Source organism: Bacillus sp. AFS055030, from assembly GCF_002574545.1.
In the GTDB taxonomy this organism is placed as follows: domain Bacteria; phylum Bacillota; class Bacilli; order Bacillales; family Bacillaceae_G; genus Gottfriedia.
Genome location: NZ_NUGT01000079.1, coordinates 97,186 through 114,631 on the forward strand (window position 1 = coordinate 97,186; position 17,446 = coordinate 114,631).

At 32.2% G+C, this 17,446-nt stretch carries 15 protein-coding genes; 14 read left to right on the forward strand and 1 reads right to left on the reverse strand.

All coding sequences use genetic code 11. The features are described from left to right. Nucleotides 1-2 precede the first annotated feature (2 nt). From CN925_RS17580 to CN925_RS17615, 8 genes are all read left to right on the forward strand, one after another. Nucleotides 3-1,181, forward strand: coding sequence for an acyl-CoA dehydrogenase family protein (locus CN925_RS17580; RefSeq protein ID WP_098848083.1), 1,179 nt, complete (start codon nucleotides 3-5; stop codon nucleotides 1,179-1,181). A gap of 18 nt (nucleotides 1,182-1,199) precedes the next feature. Beyond that, the gene (fabG, locus tag CN925_RS17585; RefSeq protein ID WP_098848084.1) at nucleotides 1,200-1,958 is read left to right on the forward strand and encodes a 3-oxoacyl-ACP reductase FabG; all 759 of its coding nucleotides are present in this window, start codon (nucleotides 1,200-1,202) and stop codon (nucleotides 1,956-1,958) included. A gap of 17 nt (nucleotides 1,959-1,975) precedes the next feature. Then, on the forward strand, nucleotides 1,976-2,425 hold the full coding sequence (locus CN925_RS17590) for a MaoC family dehydratase N-terminal domain-containing protein (protein ID WP_098848086.1): 450 nt from the start codon (nucleotides 1,976-1,978) through the stop codon (nucleotides 2,423-2,425). Next, nucleotides 2,422-2,826: a MaoC/PaaZ C-terminal domain-containing protein gene (locus CN925_RS17595; protein WP_098848088.1), complete on the forward strand. Its 405-nt coding sequence runs from the start codon at nucleotides 2,422-2,424 to the stop codon at nucleotides 2,824-2,826. The genes CN925_RS17590 and CN925_RS17595 overlap by 4 nt, the downstream gene beginning before the upstream one ends. A gap of 135 nt (nucleotides 2,827-2,961) precedes the next feature. Then, nucleotides 2,962-3,783, forward strand: a complete 822-nt coding sequence (locus tag CN925_RS17600) for a hypothetical protein (RefSeq protein WP_098848090.1) — start codon at nucleotides 2,962-2,964, stop codon at nucleotides 3,781-3,783. Between the two features lie 354 nt (nucleotides 3,784-4,137). After that, nucleotides 4,138-5,202 (forward strand): undecaprenyldiphospho-muramoylpentapeptide beta-N-acetylglucosaminyltransferase, encoded by a 1,065-nt coding sequence (locus CN925_RS17605; protein ID WP_098848092.1) that lies wholly within the window; start codon nucleotides 4,138-4,140, stop codon nucleotides 5,200-5,202. A gap of 101 nt (nucleotides 5,203-5,303) precedes the next feature. Beyond that, nucleotides 5,304-6,125, forward strand: coding sequence for a GNAT family N-acetyltransferase (locus CN925_RS17610; protein ID WP_098848094.1), 822 nt, complete (start codon nucleotides 5,304-5,306; stop codon nucleotides 6,123-6,125). Nucleotides 6,126-6,222: 97 nt separating this feature from the next. Next, entirely contained in the window at nucleotides 6,223-6,672 is a 450-nt protein-coding gene (locus tag CN925_RS17615) for a dCTP deaminase domain-containing protein (protein WP_387365873.1), read from the forward strand. A 50-nt stretch (nucleotides 6,673-6,722) separates the two neighbouring features. Here the strand turns inward: CN925_RS17615 and CN925_RS17620 are convergent, their stop codons facing one another. Then, nucleotides 6,723-8,117 (reverse strand): peptide MFS transporter, encoded by a 1,395-nt coding sequence (locus CN925_RS17620; RefSeq protein ID WP_098848096.1) that lies wholly within the window; start codon nucleotides 8,115-8,117, stop codon nucleotides 6,723-6,725. A 687-nt stretch (nucleotides 8,118-8,804) separates the two neighbouring features. Here CN925_RS17620 and rsgA point away from each other — a divergent pair. From rsgA to gabT, 6 genes are all read left to right on the forward strand, one after another. Then, the gene (rsgA, locus tag CN925_RS17625; protein ID WP_098848098.1) at nucleotides 8,805-9,851 is read left to right on the forward strand and encodes a ribosome small subunit-dependent GTPase A; all 1,047 of its coding nucleotides are present in this window, start codon (nucleotides 8,805-8,807) and stop codon (nucleotides 9,849-9,851) included. Nucleotides 9,852-10,188: 337 nt separating this feature from the next. After that, nucleotides 10,189-10,926 (forward strand): cell wall-active antibiotics response protein LiaF, encoded by a 738-nt coding sequence (gene liaF, locus CN925_RS17630; protein ID WP_098848100.1) that lies wholly within the window; start codon nucleotides 10,189-10,191, stop codon nucleotides 10,924-10,926. Further along, nucleotides 10,923-11,939, forward strand: coding sequence for a sensor histidine kinase (locus CN925_RS17635; RefSeq protein ID WP_098848101.1), 1,017 nt, complete (start codon nucleotides 10,923-10,925; stop codon nucleotides 11,937-11,939). The genes liaF and CN925_RS17635 overlap by 4 nt, the downstream gene beginning before the upstream one ends. 12 nt (nucleotides 11,940-11,951) lie before the next feature. Next, nucleotides 11,952-12,590 carry a response regulator transcription factor gene (locus CN925_RS17640; RefSeq protein ID WP_056476946.1) on the forward strand — a complete coding sequence of 213 codons (639 nt, stop codon included), beginning with the start codon at nucleotides 11,952-11,954 and terminating at the stop codon, nucleotides 12,588-12,590. Nucleotides 12,591-12,729: 139 nt separating this feature from the next. Further along, the gene (locus tag CN925_RS17645; RefSeq protein ID WP_098848103.1) at nucleotides 12,730-15,927 is read left to right on the forward strand and encodes a DEAD/DEAH box helicase; all 3,198 of its coding nucleotides are present in this window, start codon (nucleotides 12,730-12,732) and stop codon (nucleotides 15,925-15,927) included. Between the two features lie 153 nt (nucleotides 15,928-16,080). Beyond that, on the forward strand, nucleotides 16,081-17,445 hold the full coding sequence (gene gabT, locus CN925_RS17650; protein WP_098848104.1) for a 4-aminobutyrate--2-oxoglutarate transaminase: 1,365 nt from the start codon (nucleotides 16,081-16,083) through the stop codon (nucleotides 17,443-17,445). Nucleotide 17,446 lies beyond the last annotated feature (1 nt).

Below are 17,446 nucleotides of genomic sequence, written 5' to 3' on the forward strand. Positions count from 1 at the left end.
AAATGCATTTACGCCTGACTGACGAACAAAAAATGATTCAAAAAACAATTCGAAAATTTGTTGAAAAAGAATTAATCCCTTTAGAAAATGAAGTACTTAGAAATGAGCGTGAAGGTAGACCAAGCTTAGATCCTAAAGTTGAAAAGGAACTTCAATTAAAAGCAAAAAAAGCTGGTTTCTGGGGCATTAATACTCCTACTGAATATGGTGGTGCAGATTTAGGCCAAATGATGTTAGCAATTATTTATATGGAAATTTCAAAAACATTCGTTCCTTTTAAATTTGGTGGTTACGCGGATAATATTTTATTTTATTGTAGCGAAGAACAGAAAAAGAAATACCTGATTCCTACAATAAATGGTGAGAAAAAATCATGCTTTGCGATGACGGAACCTAATGCGGGCTCTGATACTCAAAACATTAAAATGACCGCTGTAAAGGATGGGGATGAATGGGTATTAAATGGTGAGAAAACATTTATTACAGGCGGAAACGAAGCGGATTTTGTAATGGTCATTGCCATTACGGATAGAGAAAGACATCAAAAAACTGGTGGAAGAGAGGGTGTAACTTGTTTTATAGTCGACCGGGAAATGGGTTGGAAATCTGAATTTATCCATACGATGGGCGAATGGGGACCAGCTGGTTTAGTATTTGATAATGTCCGTGTGCCAAAAGAGAATATTTTAGGAGAATTAAATGGTGGCTATAATTTAGGACTTGAATGGATTGGATTTGCAAGATGGATTGTAGGGGCTACGGCAGTTGGAGCAGCTGAACGTTTATTACAAATGGCCATTGACTATTCAAAAGAAAGAGAAACATTTGGAAAACCAATTGCCCAACGACAAGCTATACAATGGCAAATAGCGGATTCTGCTGTTGAAATAGAAGCAGCCAAATGGCTCGTGTTAAATGCAGCATATACACTCGATCAAGGAGAGGACAATAGGCATTTAGCATCAATGGCGAAATTATATGGTTCGAATATGGGAAATCGAGTTGTTGACCGCGTACTTCAAATTCATGGTGGAATCGGTTATACAAAAGAACTACCAATTGAAAGATGGTACCGTGAAGCAAGATTGTGGAGAATTTACGATGGAACTGATGAAATCCAACGTTTAATCATCTCACGTAATTTACTAAAAGGGCATGTAAAATTAGGTCAATACATTTAAAAGATGGGAGAGAAGAATATGTCAGGAAGATTTGAAGGTCGAGTAGCCTTTGTAACAGGCGGTAGTCGAGGAATCGGAAAAGGAATCGTAGAATTATTTGCAAAAGAAGGTGCAAAAGTAGCCATTATTGATGTGAATGAAGAAGCACTATCACAAACTGCTTCAGAATTTAAAGAGTATGAAATATATACTAGAGTTGCAAACGTTACTAATTCTAATGAAGTTGAAACTGCTATGAAAGAAGTACATGATACATTTGGTTCAATAGATATTGTTGTCAATAATGCAGGTGTTATTCGCGATAATTTATTATTTAAAATGACAGACTCAGATTGGGATACAGTTATGGATGTACACTTGAAAGGTTCATTTAATGTCGTACGTGCTGCACAAGTTTATATGGTTAAACAAAAATATGGAAGAATCATTAATATTTCATCAACATCAGCACTTGGAAACCGTGGACAATCAAACTATGCAACTGCTAAGGCTGGTTTACAAGGTTTAACGAAAACCCTTGCAATTGAACTAGGTAAATACGGAATCACATCTAACGCTGTGGCACCAGGGTTTATCGAAACTGAAATGACAAAAGAAACAGCAAAACGAATTGGTATTACGTTTGAACAACTTGTTGAGGCAAGTTTAAGCCAAATCCCAGCCGGAAGAACAGGTAAACCAGAGGATATAGCAAATGCAGTGGCTTTCTTTGCAGATGAGAAGTCTTCCTATGTAAATGGGCAAGTTTTATATGTTGCTGGTGGACCTAAAGCATAAAAAAAGAGGTGAATTCAATGTTTAAATCGTTTATTGGAAAACGCTCTAAATCCGTAAAAAATACTGTAGAACGTGGTGCTGTGAAAAAATTTGCTGAAGCAATTGGAGATTTACATCCAATTTATGTTGATGAAGAATACGGAAAACAATCTAGATATGGACAAAATATTGCTCCGACTACTTTTCCAAGAGTATTTGACTATGGGAAAATCGAAAATTTCAACTTACCGAATGTTGGATTAATTCATGGTGAGCAAACATTTGAATATAAAAGGCCATTTTTCGTAGGTGAAACCATTAATTGTTACACAGAAATTAAGGACTATTATGAAAAACGTGGTGGACATGGCTTTATGGGATTTCTAGTACTGTCTGATAACGGTGAAGATCAAGCAGGTAATATAATATTTACTACTAAATCAGTTGTGATCATAACTGAAGAGGTTAGGAAGGTGCTAACGGTATGACGGTAATATTAGATTTACAAGCTGGAGACTCGTTGAAACCAGTTGTTCTTGACCCAGTATCTCGGATTGATTTAATAAAATACGCAGGAGCATCAGGTGATTATAATCCAATTCATACCATTGATGAGGAAGCAAAGAAAGCTGGTTTACCTGGAATAATTGCACATGGCATGTGGACTATGGGGAATTTAGCAAAGCTTTTTTCAGATTATTTAGAAGGCGGATTTATTGAACATTACTCGATTAGATTTAAGAATATGGTATTTCTAAATGATGTCATTACATTAAATTCAACTCTTCATAAAATTGATGAAAACAATCTACATTTTAAAGTAAATGCAAAGAATCAAAACGATGTAACAGTGATAACTGGTAAAATTTTATTTAAATTATATGAATGAGACTAAATCGAATTGGGACTTCTAAAAGGAGTCCCTTTTGTATTTTACAACTTCATAATGTTAATTTTACATTAAATAGGATTTGGATAAAGAGGATTTACACATAATATTAAAAAACGAAATAGGTGAGGAAAAATGGATCTTTCATTTGATAAATTATTAGAGCAGTTTGATTTGAAAAAAAATGAACATCAAAAAAATATGCATAAGGTCAACAAAAGAATAGATGAAATAGAGTCCCATATGGAAGAAATTAAAAAGCAATTACATAGTTTTGACCATCAAATTGTTAATATAGAAAAAGAATTAAAAACTACACTATCAATGATTAAAAGTGAAAATGAAACAAGCTCACTTCAAAATAAAGATAATGGACATCACCATAAAAACGAGCATAAAGAACATCAAAAGCAAAACAGACATCAAAAGCAGCACATAGGTCATGAACACCAACAAGATCATCTTAATTGGGCTGAAAATTTAATCCATAATGTGGAGGAATTTTCAGCAAGTATATTCGAACCTAACCATAAAGGTGATAAAGAGCATCATACGCACAAAGAGCATCAACATCAAGATGAACAGCAAGAACACGGTCATGTCGAGGAAAAACAGCATAACTCAAGAGTAGCTAATAGGAAAAAGTTTAATAATCAAACTTCAGATCTAAATCAGTATACTGCAAGTACATTGGACGAAAGTCAATCTAGCGGCATAGTAAATGAATTAACTAGCATGAATCAAAAAAATTATTCAGAAATATCATCTGTTTTTTCAAATCATAAGGAAGAACAACATCAAAATTACAATCATACAAACGTCACTAATGAAAAGAAAACATCTGAACAATTATTAGAAACGGATTTTTCTGATTTATCAATAGATGACTGGGAGGACACTACTACTAACTTATCGATGTCTGAATGGTTTGAAATTGATCCTACTGATAAGAGATAAATTCGGTTGATTATTTTAATTGTTATTTTTTCAATACATGAACTAGATCAGCATTGAAATCAGTCATGTTTTGAAGCATATAAAATGCATTACTTCTAAAAAGTGAAGTAATGCATTTTTTCTTTTTGAAGGAAACACATTTTGATTTGGTGAATTTATCAAGATAATACTTTACCTTACTATGCATTTTTTAGCTACAAAGATTCATAAAGATATACAATTGAGAATAACAGTAGTTCATAATAGTGTGGGCAATTTGAAAATTTGAGTTGAATAAGTTGACCGTAGTATTGGTTTTGTTTAAAATTTGTGATTAAGTTAATAGTATGAAAACGAACAAAGATAGGAGTTAATATGTCAAAGAAAACAATTGTATTTACAGGTGGCGGCTCCGCAGGGCATGTAACACCGAATATAGCCATTATAAATGAGTTAAATAAAAATGATTGGGATATCCATTATATTGGGTCTAAAAAAGGAATTGAGAAGGAATTAATTAATAAAATTGAATTACCTTATTACGGCATTTCAAGCGGAAAATTAAGACGATATATAGATTTTGAAAATATTATTGATATGTTTCGAGTTATAAAAGGGTGTGTTGATGCTAGAAAAGTATTAAAAAAAATTAAGCCAAGTTTAGTTTTTTCAAAGGGTGGCTTTGTTTCTGTACCGGTAATCATTGCAGCAAGCACATTGAAAATTCCAATTTTTATACATGAAAGTGATATGACACCAGGACTTGCAAATAAAATTTCACAGCGATTTGCTACGAAAATTTTTACTTCATTTGAAGAGGCTAAAAATTATTTTCCAAAAAATAAAACAACAGTAATTGGTTCGCCAATTAGAAGGGAACTATTAAATGGCTCAAGACAAAAGGGCTTAGAATTCCTTAATTTTAAAAGCTATATACCAATATTAACAATTATGGGTGGAAGTTTAGGAGCAAAGAAAATCAATGAGACTGTTAGACAATCATTACAGGATCTCACTAAAAAGTATCAAATTGTCCATTTATGTGGTAAAGGTAATGTTGATGAAAGTTTAACAAATATTCAAGGATATAAGCAATTTGAATATGTTCATGACGAACTAGCAGACGTATTGGCCGCATCTCAAATGATTATTACAAGAGGTGGCTCAAATGCAATATTTGAATTTTTAGCGCTACATAAGCCGATGTTAATCATCCCTCTTACGAAGAACCAAAGTAGGGGAGATCAAATAGTAAATGCAAATTCTTTTAAAGAAAAAGGCTTTGCATTAATGTTAGAAGAAGAAGATTTAACGGACAAAACACTTCAAGCATCAATTGAACAACTTCAAACTAAAAAAGACTTTTTCATTACCAATATGAAATCATCAAATCAAAATAATGCACTTGATGTACTTCTTGAGGAAATTAATAGAAATTGATTCAATGAAAGCATTCTTCTAAATAAAGGAAGTAATGCTTTTTTGTTGAATAAATCTAAAGGGACTAAGCGTAATATTGAAATAAGAAGGTGGAAAATTTGATGACAGACAAACAATTTAACGAAATAACCGTCTTGCAAGATACATGCGAAAAATTTGATGAAATAACTTTAAAGCTAAACTGGGAAATGTTAAGAAATCGAAAAAATGATGTAAATGAAGATTTTTTTCATTATGAAGAAGATCAATTAGTTGGATTTTTAGCGACTTACTACTTTGGAGAAAAAGTTGAAATCTGTGGTATGGTTCACCCAAATTTTCGCCGAAAAGGTATTTTTTCCAGTTTGTTAAATGAAGCACTAAATTCATTATCTTCAGTCAAGACTATTTTATTAAATGCCCCTAAAGCTTCAGCATCAGCGAAAGAGTTTATTCGACATCAAAAAAATTGTTCCTATTCATTTTCTGAATATCAAATGGTTTGGAAAAACCAAGAGGTAAAAGAATATACACCAATCGTTAAATTTAAGAAAGCAGAGCTAGTCGATTTCGCATTTATTTCAAATTTAGATGTTGTATGTTTTGGATTTGAAAATAGTGATGCACAGAAGTACAATCAACGCATTTTAAATGAACCAAATCGTCATATTTATATAATAGAAGTAAATAATGAAAAAATTGGTAAAATGAGCTTGCTTCGTGAAAATAATGAAAGTTGGATATTTGGCTTTGCAATACTTCCAGAATACCAAGGGAAAGGATATGGAAAAAATGCTTTACTCCAAATCATTCAAAAAGAACACGAGATTGGAAATGAAATTCATTTAGAAGTTGCTCTAGAAAACAGCAACGCGAAGAAATTATATATCGATTGTGGATTTAGACAATATAACACTCAAGATTATTATAAGATGAACAAATAATTAGTAAGAGGCTGTCTTTTTTTTTTAGACAGCCTCTCTCATTACGAAAATATCTATGTTACACTAGGAATGGATTAAATGGTAAAGGGTGAAAGATTTGGAAAAAATAAGAGGTTTTGAAGTAGCAAAAGGATTTGAAAATTGTGGGGTGAATCTTCCGAAAAGAGCAACGACTCATGCTGCTGGTTATGATATTGAAAGTATTGAAGAGACAATTATTAATCCAAACGAGATCAAACTTGTTGGTACAGGATTAAAAGCGTATATGCAAAAAGACGAATTTTTAGCATTATTTGTACGTTCTTCTACTCCGCTTAAGAAAGGTTTAATGAAAGGAAATGGGGTAGGGGTAATTGATTCAGACTATTACAGCAACCCTTCAAACGATGGCCATATCATGATGCAGTTAATCAACGTATCAAAGGAGCCTGTAATCATTCAAAAAGGTGAAAGAATTGGACAAGCTGTTTTCCAAAAGTTCTTATTAGCTGATGATGATTTCGCAGGGGAAGAAAGAGTAAGTGGGTTTGGTAGTACTGGTAAATAAAAATGTAGAAAAAGAAAAGAACTCGAGTAGACTCGAGTTCTTTTTTGTAATTAGTCTAACATTCTTGCAAGTTTTGGTGATATAGCAAGTAAGATTAATCCTACTACGATTGCTGCTCCACCTACTGCTAAGAATACTTGTAACATTCCAAGTGTTGTTGTAAAAGCAGCTAATTGACCACCAACTAAGTTTGCAATGAAACTTGATGATAACCATACACCCATTAATAATGAAGCCAGTTTAGCTGGTGCATAACGAGATACTGCTGATAAACCAACTGGTGAAAGTACTAATTCAGCAATTGTATGGAAGAAATATGTCATAACCATGAATAACATATTTGCTTTTACAGTAATATGATTTGGATCAGAACCTGTTTTTAAAACTGCCATAATTGTGAAAGCGAAACCAACACCTAATAGGATAAGACCCATTGCCATTTTCGCAGGAACACTAATGTCTTTACCACTTTTTGCCATTTTAATCCAGATCATCGAAACAACTGGAGCGAAAAGCATAATGAATAATGGATTTACAGACTGGAACCAAGCAGAAGGTACATTGAAACTTCCAACTTGAAGATCTAAGAAACGTTGAGTATAAAGCGTTAATGATGAACCAGCTTGTTCAAATCCAGCCCAGAAAAATACTACGAATGCAGCTAAGATAAAGATAACAGTCGTACGTTGTTTTTCCTTTTTAGTAAGAGGTACATCCTTAACAGAAGCGCTGTTACCCTCTTTCACAACTTTAGCGTTAGGTTTTGTACCTAAATCACCAAGATATTTTGAAGCTAATAAGTTGAAAATGATTTGACCAATAATCATACCGATTGCAGCTGCTAAGAAACCATAACGGTAACCGTATAAAGCATCGCCAGCAGCATTTTTTGACATAAATAAAGTTTGAGCTAAATAACCAGTAACAAGTGGAGCAAAGAATGCACCTAAGTTGATCCCCATGTAGAAGATAGTGAATGCACCATCACGACGTGGGTCATTATCTTCATAAAGTTCACCAACAATTGTAGAAATGTTTGGCTTGAAGAAACCATTACCGATAATCATTAAAATTAAACCAAGGTATAAACCAGTTGAAGAATGAATACCGAATAATGCGATATTACCAGCTGCCATTATAATACCACCAAGTGTTATGGCAGAACGCTTTGCAAGGAAATTATCTGTAATCCAACCACCAATGATTGGAGTGAAATATACAAGACCAGTAAATAATCCATAAAGTTGTAGTGCCCAAGCATCTTTAAATCCAAGACCACCTTGAACTACTGAAGTAGTCAAGTAAAGAACTAAAAGTGCACGCATTCCATAATAACTAAAGCGCTCCCAAGCCTCTGTTGCAAATAGTAAGTAAAGGCCAGGTGGGTGTTTCGTTTTTTGATTTTGCTCGTTTGATGAAACGTTTTGTTTTGCTGCTACGCTCATTCAAATTCCTCCCTCATAATTGCTATTCTGTGTAATTTTCTGTATGAATATTTATTGTCGCCAATTCATATACTATTCTGTCAATTTATTGTAAAAAATAATTTCCGAATTCAACAAATTTCGACAATTTAAGTTAAAAAAAATTTCTAACTATTTCCAACAGAACAATGCTACTAATTTTATTATCTAGATTCGTCCAAAATAACTTAGGACCAATTTACTATCTTAGTATAACACACAATAGCGTATTTGTGTAAAGTTTTTTATATTGTCAGACAAATCTCGCAATACTGATTTTTCGCATTAAACTAGTATTTTTAGACTTTGTCGATTGACCTGTATTAGTACAGCCTGAATAAAAAGACCTATATCTAAATAATAATAAGTTTTTGAAATATTTCAAGGGTTTTTATTATTTTTTACTTTAATATTATAAAAGTTTAATTAAACAAAAAAATGGGAATTGTCAAAAAATGTCGAAATAAAAAAGAGTGTTTCGTCCTTTTTTAATATTCAATTAATTCATATGGACGATTTTCTAAAATTTGGATATACTAAAAGTACTATATACGAAACGGAGTGATGATTATGGGAATGTTAATGAATTTAGTTCAGATGAAGGTAAAAAGTCGAGGACAAAAAATGGAGTGATTCTTCATTATTGTCCTTATATAATTGGAGGACAAAATGAATTTAAAACAATTAGGTTGGAACGAAGCGTTCGGAGAAAAGGATCAAAATACTGTAGTTGCAAGAGTAATATCTGAACAAAGACAAATTTATAAATTGCATGATGGAGAAAACGAACTAACTGGTGAAGTTTCTGGGAAATTTCAATTCCAGGCAAAAGTAAAAAGTGATTATCCATCCGTTGGAGATTGGGTTGTTATTGAACTGTTAAAAAGTGAGAACAAAGCAATTATTCAAAAGGTATTGCCGAGAATAAGTCAATTTTCAAGGCAATCTGCAGGAGAAAAAACTGAAGAACAAATAGTAGCTGCTAATATCGATTACGTGTTTTTAGTAATGGCATTAAATAACGATTTTAATATAAGAAGATTAGAACGATATTTACTTGTTGCATATGATAGTGGGGCAAATCCCATTATTATTTTAACTAAAAAGGATTTATGCACTGACCTATCTTCCAAAATTGCAGCTGTTGAAGAGATTGCATTTGGTGTACCTATTTATTCTGTGAATAGTACAAATGGAGAAGGTATTGAAGAACTGAAACAGCTTATAACATCCGGGAAGACTGTTTCCTTACTAGGTTCTTCAGGTGTTGGTAAATCTACATTATTAAACGCATTAATCGGTGAAGTAATACAAATAACTGGGGACGTACGTGAAGGTGACGATCGTGGGAAACATACAACAACGCACCGTGAATTATTTTTCCTACCATCTGGCGGAATGGTCATCGATACACCAGGTATGCGAGAATTACAACTTTGGGGTGGAGAAGAGCATATTAACTCGACATTTACAGATGTCGAACAATTAGCTAAATCATGTAAATTCTCAGACTGTACACATGAAACCGAACCAGGATGTGCAGTCAATCGAGCTATCGAAAACGGCGAGTTAGATCACCAAAGGCTCACAAGCTATCGTAAATTAATGAGAGAACTAGCGTATGCAGAACGGAAACAAGATGCATCTCTAGCTAGACAGGAAAGAGATAAGTGGAAAAAAATTAGTAAAATGATGAATACTAAGTCTTATAAATAAGAGAGAAGAGTTTTAATACTCTTCTTTTTCTTTTTGAAATTTAGTGATTTATATGGGGTGCATGAGGAAATATAAATTCAAGAAGAAGCTTATTAAATGGCTATTATAAGGCTCTTAAGTATGTAAATAGAAAAAAATCACAATTAACTTACTCACAACTAGTATAAGATCAGTTACATATTTCTTTAAAAAATCTCAGTCTTAAGACCGAGATAAGACAATACTTAAGTTTGTATCAAAACGAACAAAAAATAGATAAACTACATAGTAGAATAGTTAATAACAAAAGCTTTCGATTGCTATTAACAAGCTAGTTTAGTGAATAGAGGAGAGCTATATGAAGCGATTTAGACGATTGTCTAGCAATGAATTAACTGGATTATTATTCATAATTGCAGGCATAGGATTATTATTCGATCTATTTATGAATCCTTTTGCAATAATCGCAGCTGGGGTAGGTATTTATTTATTTCAGTATGGGGCAAAAAAACGTAAAGTTTACCCTTCTACCTCTGCGAATATCGCGTTTTTTGGAGGAATCATTTTATTTATCAGTAATGTATTTCAATTGAAATCCATCTTAGGTGTATTATCATTTATTGTGATTTATGTTGGTTATTTAATATTTGTTAATTCGAAATTTAATGCAAAAGTCATTATACCTAACATAGTTGAAACAACGATTACAGGTGTCTTTGAAACAAATTCACTCATTTCAAATCGATTTTTAACAAATATCCATTTAAAGAATGATTCATTTGAATTAGAAGATGTAGATCATTATTTTGGTATTGGTGATGTCATAATTGACCTTTCAGAGTCATTTATTCCTGAAGGAGAGACAGTGCTGGTTTTAAATGGAATCATTGGTAATATAACTTTATATGTGCCGTATGATTTAGAAGTCTCGATCCAACATTCAACTTTATTTGGTAAAATTAATATCCTTAAAAATAAATTGAACGGGTTTAACAAAAATTGTAAGTTCACTTCTAATGATTATAAAGAAGCTTCTAGAAAGTTAAAAATTGTCACTTCTTTAGCAATCGGAAACATTGAGGTGACAAACAAATGAAAATTGACAAAGGTATTTTTTTATCAATCTGTCTTGCCGCATTTACATCAAGTATTTTGATCTGTGGAGTTGTTTATTATTTCATCGATCAGACTTTCTTTGATAAATTGGTTTTGTATAAAATTGGAAATTTTCCGTTGCTATTCATCCTATTTGTAGCAATCATAATCATATCAATTGTTTATAGTACGGCTGTTTTAAGCACGATTCGTCATAATGAAAAAGCTTTATTGGAAGGGATCGTGAAGGCAGAAAATGGAATTTACCATAAAGAATCAGAGCACTCAATTCGATCAATTGATAACGAAATTGAATTACAACTACAAAAAATATCTAAACAAATTGAAGGTTCAAGAAAGACTGTTCAAAAATTAGTAGATGAAAAGAAGTTAATTGAATCTCAAACAATGGAAGATGTTGTAACAAAAGAGCGTCATAGACTAGCAAGGGAATTACATGATTCAGTGAGCCAACAGTTATTTGCGATTTCGATGATGATTTCTGCAATTAATGAACTTGGTGAAACTACGTTTAAAGAACAATTACAATATATTGAAAAAATGGCGATTAATGCTCAATCAGAAATGCGTGCACTTTTATTACATTTAAGACCAGTTCAGTTAGAAGGGAAAAGCTTAAAAGAGGGTGTTGAAAAGTTACTAACTGAATTAACAAATCGCCAAGCTCTTCAATTAAAGTGGAAAATCGATGATATTTCACTTTCAAAAGGAGTAGAAGATCATTTATTTAGGATTATACAAGAAGCATTATCAAATACTTTAAGGCATGCAAATGCAAAAACTTTTGAAATACGAATTAGAAAAATTGAAGATTTTGTATTAGTTCGAATGATTGATGATGGCATTGGTTTTGATGTCGAGAACCGAAAAACTGGTTCGTATGGATTGCAATCAATAAGTGAACGTTCATCTGAAATTGGTGGAACGGCAAAAATAGTAAGTATACCAAAAAGAGGAACACAGATTGAAGTAAAAGTTCCAGTAATTGAATAGAGGTGGGAAATTTTGATTAAAGTCGTATTAGTTGATGATCATGAAATGGTGAGAATGGGTGTTTCTACATATTTAAGTACTCAATCTGATATTGAAGTGGTTGGTCAAGCAAGTAATGGAAAAGAAGGCGTTGAACTTGTATTAGAAAAACGCCCAGATATTGTATTAATGGACTTAATTATGGAAGTAATGGATGGAATTGAAGCGACGAAACAAATTATTTCAAAATGGCCAGAAGCAAAAATCATTATTGTTACAAGCTTCATTGATGATGAGAATGTTTATCCGGCAATTGATGCAGGTGCAATTAGTTATATGTTAAAAACTTCTAGAGCTAGTGATATCGCAAATGCAATACGAACGACACATAAAGGTGGATCAGTTTTAGAACCAGTTGTTACTGGGAAAATGATGAATAGAATGAGAAAATCTACTCAACGCGAATTACATGATGATTTAACGGCTAGAGAACAAGAAGTGCTTCATTTAATGACTGAAGGTAAATCAAATCAGGAAATCGCCGATACTTTGTTTGTTTCATTAAAAACGGTAAAAACCCATGTAAGTAATATATTAACGAAATTAGAAGTGGTCGATCGAACCCAGGCTGTTATCTATGCATTTAGACATGGAATTGTAGAACAAAAATAAATATATTCACAAAAAGAAGTCGAAAATGGCTTCTTTTTTCTATTTTTATAAGAAGATTTGATTCAATATTTTAGATAAATAATTAATTAATGGTAATATAATTATATTCGTTTTATTTATTTTGGAAGGAGCAGTTAGATTGAAGATAAAATTAAATCACAAAATCATAAAAGAACGCTGCGGTACAGTCTCCTTCAAAAGAGGTGACTCTTTTTATCGCGCAAATAAAGTACAAATCGAAAAATATACTATTGATCATTGTACAGCTACAGTTATAGGAAATGAAGATTTTACCGTTAAAGTAATAAAAGAAGAGAATGGTGATTATTATTGTCAGTGCACTTGTCCTAAACTAGCTTCAATTAAAACGGATTGTCAGCATATAGCTGCAGTTTTAATTTCGATTTTTGAACAGCAGAAAAATGAGGGGAATCTCAATGAAATTAATGTTCTTATAGAAGATTCCGATACAAATAAGTCAAATGGTATTTTAGAACTTTTTCAAGATAAAACGATTCGTAAAAGCGGACAATTAAACCATTTTGACGATCGGCAACTAATTGATTTCGAGTTTATTTGCGAAGTCGTTGAAATAGGTAAAGGGCAAAAAATTCTTGGAATTGCCATGGCATATGAAAAAAAGAAAATTGAAAATCTACGCAACTTTTTAAAGGATGTTAAAGAAGGGAAATCAAGTGAAATTTCGGCTGATCGTATATTTGACCCTAATTTACACTGTGTACAAAATGGAGTTAATCGTATATGGGAACTTTTAATAAAATTGTTAGATGATGAAAAAATGTTTAATGGATCTTTAACTAAGAAAAAAGAATATATGTTCATTTCACCGATCATTTGGAGCCAATTCATTAATTTAGTTAAAGATTTGGAAAACGTCAAAATAATTGAAAATGGAATACTATTTAATGGAATTTCATTTACCGAAGATAAATTACCATTGGAATTTGAAATAGAGCAATTAGAAGGTCAATATTTTTTAACTGTCAATGGAATCGAGCAATTAACAATAATAGAAGCTTATTCAACAGTCTTGTATCGCGGGAAAATATATCAACTAAAAGTAGAAGAATTTAATCGACTTGTTGAATTAAAACAAATTGTTAAATATACCGCACATGAAAAAATAAATATTCCAACAGATCAAATCCACCTTTACGTTGAGAAAGTAATTCCAGGGCTTATCAAACTAGGTAAGGTGCATTTACCTACAAAATTATCAAACCAGTACTCAGAAACCCCGTTAAGAGCAAAGCTATATTTAGATCGTATAAAAAATAAATTACTTGCAGGGCTCGAATTTCATTATGATCGCATCGTGATTAATCCGCTAGATAAAAGAGAAATTCAACCTAGTAAAACGTTAATTAGAGATGAAGAAAAAGAATTAGAAATACTACAATTAATGGAAGATAGTTCTTTTTCAAAAACAGAAGGTGGCTATTTCCTACAAAATGAAGAACTTGAATACGAGTTTTTAAGAAATAGATTACCGAAACTTGAAAAACTTACTGAAATTTATGCTACGAGTGCAGTTCGAAATAGAATTTTTAAAGAAAGTAAGAAACCACAAATACGCGTTAATTTAAAAAGAGAACGAACGAATTGGTTGGAATTTAAGTTTGAATTAGACATTCCAGAAAAACAAATCAAAGAAGTATTATTAGCACTTAAAGAGAAACGGAAATATTATCGGTTACAAGATGGTACTTTGTACTCGTTTGAAACGAAAGAATTACAAGAGATAAGACGATTTTTAAATGCAGTACCTGAACAAGAGTTTGATTATGAAAGTGTATTAAACTTACCGATAAAAAATAGTCTATATTTTTTAGATTCAGCGGAAGATACTAGTTTATTTAAAATTGAAGATCGTTTGCAGCATTTTTATGATAGTTTAATCAATCCAAATGAATTAATAGAAGAAGTTCCTAAATCCTTAATAAATTGGTTAAGAGACTACCAAATTTTTGGGTATAAATGGATGAAGAATTTAGCTAAATTCGGTTTTGGAGGAATTTTAGCTGATGATATGGGATTAGGTAAAACAATTCAAAGTTTAACGTATATTCAATCCGTATTAAACGAAATCCGTACATTAAATACACCGATCCTAATTGTTTGTCCCAGTGCATTAACGTATAACTGGTTAAGCGAGATATTCAAATTTGTACCGGAAATTCAAGCACTTGTCATAGATGGAAATAAAAATGAGAGGTTAAAAATACAAAAAGAACTAGTCAACATCGATGTTTTAATTACTTCTTATTCGTTGTTAAGAAATGATATAAAGTGGTACGAAAAGCAAAAGTTTCATACAGTATTTTTTGATGAGGCACAGAATTTTAAAAATCCTTTTACTCAAACAGCTAAAGTTGTTAAAAAGCTAAATGCCAAGCAACGGTTTGCTTTAACAGGTACACCAATTGAAAATTCACTCGAAGAACTTTGGGCAATTTATCATGTAGTTTTTCCTGAATTATTTGGGGGATTAAAAGATTTTAGTAATTTAACTAGGAAAACAATTTCTAAAAGAGTTCGACCTTTCTTATTAAGAAGATTAAAAGAAGATGTACTTAAGGAACTTCCTGAGAAAATCGAATCGAAGGAATCTGTAGAGTTGTTACCGGAACAAAAAAAATTATATGCAGCATATTTAGCAAAACTACGACACGATACATTAAAGCATTTAGCTGTAGATAAACTTACTTTAGGTAAAAATCATATTAAAATTTTAGCCGGTTTAACACGTTTAAGACAAATTTGTTGCCATCCTGCACTCTTTATAGATGGTTACGAAGGTAGTTCAGCCAAGTTTGAACAACTATTTCAACTTATTGAGGCATCAAAAATAGCCGGTAGGAGAGTTTTAATATTCTCTCAATTTACGAAAATGTTAGATTTAATCGGCAGAGAACTATCAATAATGGGAGAGCCATTTTTTTATCTAGATGGGCAAACTCCGGCAGAAGAACGATTATCAATATGCAATCGATTTAATGCTGGGGAACATAACTTTTTCCTAATTTCATTAAAGGCAGGAGGAGTAGGACTCAATTTAACTGGTGCTGATACTGTTATTCTTTATGATAATTGGTGGAATCCTGCGGTTGAAAATCAAGCAATGGACCGAGCATACCGTTTTGGTCAAATGAATGATGTTCAAGTGATCAAACTAGTCGCTAAAGGAACAATCGAAGATAAAATGAATGAACTACAAGAGAAGAAAAAACAATTAATAGGAGAAATTATCGAAACGAATGGAAAAGCTTCGTATAATTTAACAGAAGAAGACATTCGCGAATTATTAATGTTATAAAATAAAATGCCACTTTCCAGAGTGGCTTTTCCCTTTTTGATAATTATATTTCATTCTTAAATGTTTGAAAGCGAGTATATTAGTAATGAAGCTAATAATTTACTAAATTCATAGATTTTAAATGAAATTATATTGATGAGAGGGAGAGTTAGCATGAGCAATAATCGCAAATTTGTTAATGTCTCAGCAGGTGTTCCAGGGCCAAAGGGAAAAGAACTCATTGAATTACGGAATGAGTTTGTGCCAAATGGTGTTGGAAATAATACGCCTGTTTTTGTAGAAAAAGCAAACGGTACAATCGTTGAGGATGTTGATGGAAATAAATTTTTAGATTTTGCTGGAGCAATTGGTACTTTAAATGTCGGACATACGCCAAAGAATGTAGTACAAGCGATTAAAAATCAGTCGGAGCGATTAATCCACTCTTGCTTTCATGTAGGAATGTATAAGCCATATATTGATTTAGCTAAAAAATTAACTGAAATAACGCCTGGCGATTTTGCGAAAAAAACAATTCTATTAAATAGTGGTGCTGAAGCAGTTGAAAATGCCGTTAAAATTGCGAGGAAGTACACTGGTCGTTCAGGAATTATTTCGTTTACACGAGGATTTCATGGTCGAACATTATTAGGAATGTCTTTAACAAGTAAAGTAAAACCATATAAATATAAAATGGGACCATTTGCTCCGGCTACATATAAAGCTAAATTCCCTTATTTATCAAATAGACCAAAAGAGTTATCTGAAGAAGAATATATTAATTTTTGTATTTCTCAATTTAAGGATTTTCTGTTAACAGATGTGTCACCAGAAGAAGTGGCTGCGGTTATTATGGAGCCTGTACAAGGAGAAGGAGGATTTATTGTTCCACCAAAGAAATTTGTAAAAGAAATCTATACTATTTGTAAGTCACATGGAATTTTGTTTATAGCGGATGAAATTCAAACAGGATTTGGGCGAACGGGTGAATTGTTTGCATCAACGATTTTTGAAATTGAACCAGATTTAATCACGATGTCAAAATCAATTGCAGCAGGTGTACCAATTAGTGCAGTGACTGGTTGTTCAAAAATAATGGATGCGGCATCACCTGGTGAATTAGGTGGAACTTATGGCGGAAGTCCTTTAGGTTGTGTAGCAGCGCTTGAGGTGATTGAAAAAATTGAAAGTGAAAAATTATGGATTCGAGCTAGATCGATTGGAGAAAAAATTAGATCATTTTTTGATCAGTTGAAGAATGATTTTCCAATTATTTATGATGTTAGGGGACTAGGAGCGATGGTAGGAATCGAATTTATAGATCCTAATTCTGGTCAACCAGCAAAAGAGTTTGTTGCAGCATTAACAAAAAAATGTTGTGAAAATGGAGTCATTATTCTTAGCGCAGGTGTTCATAGTAATGTTCTTCGTTTCTTAACACCTTTAATTATTTCTGACGATGAATTAAATGAAGGATTAGATATTATAAAACAATCAATAGATCAAGTTGCTAGTCAGCTTGTAACAGAGGTGAAGTAGA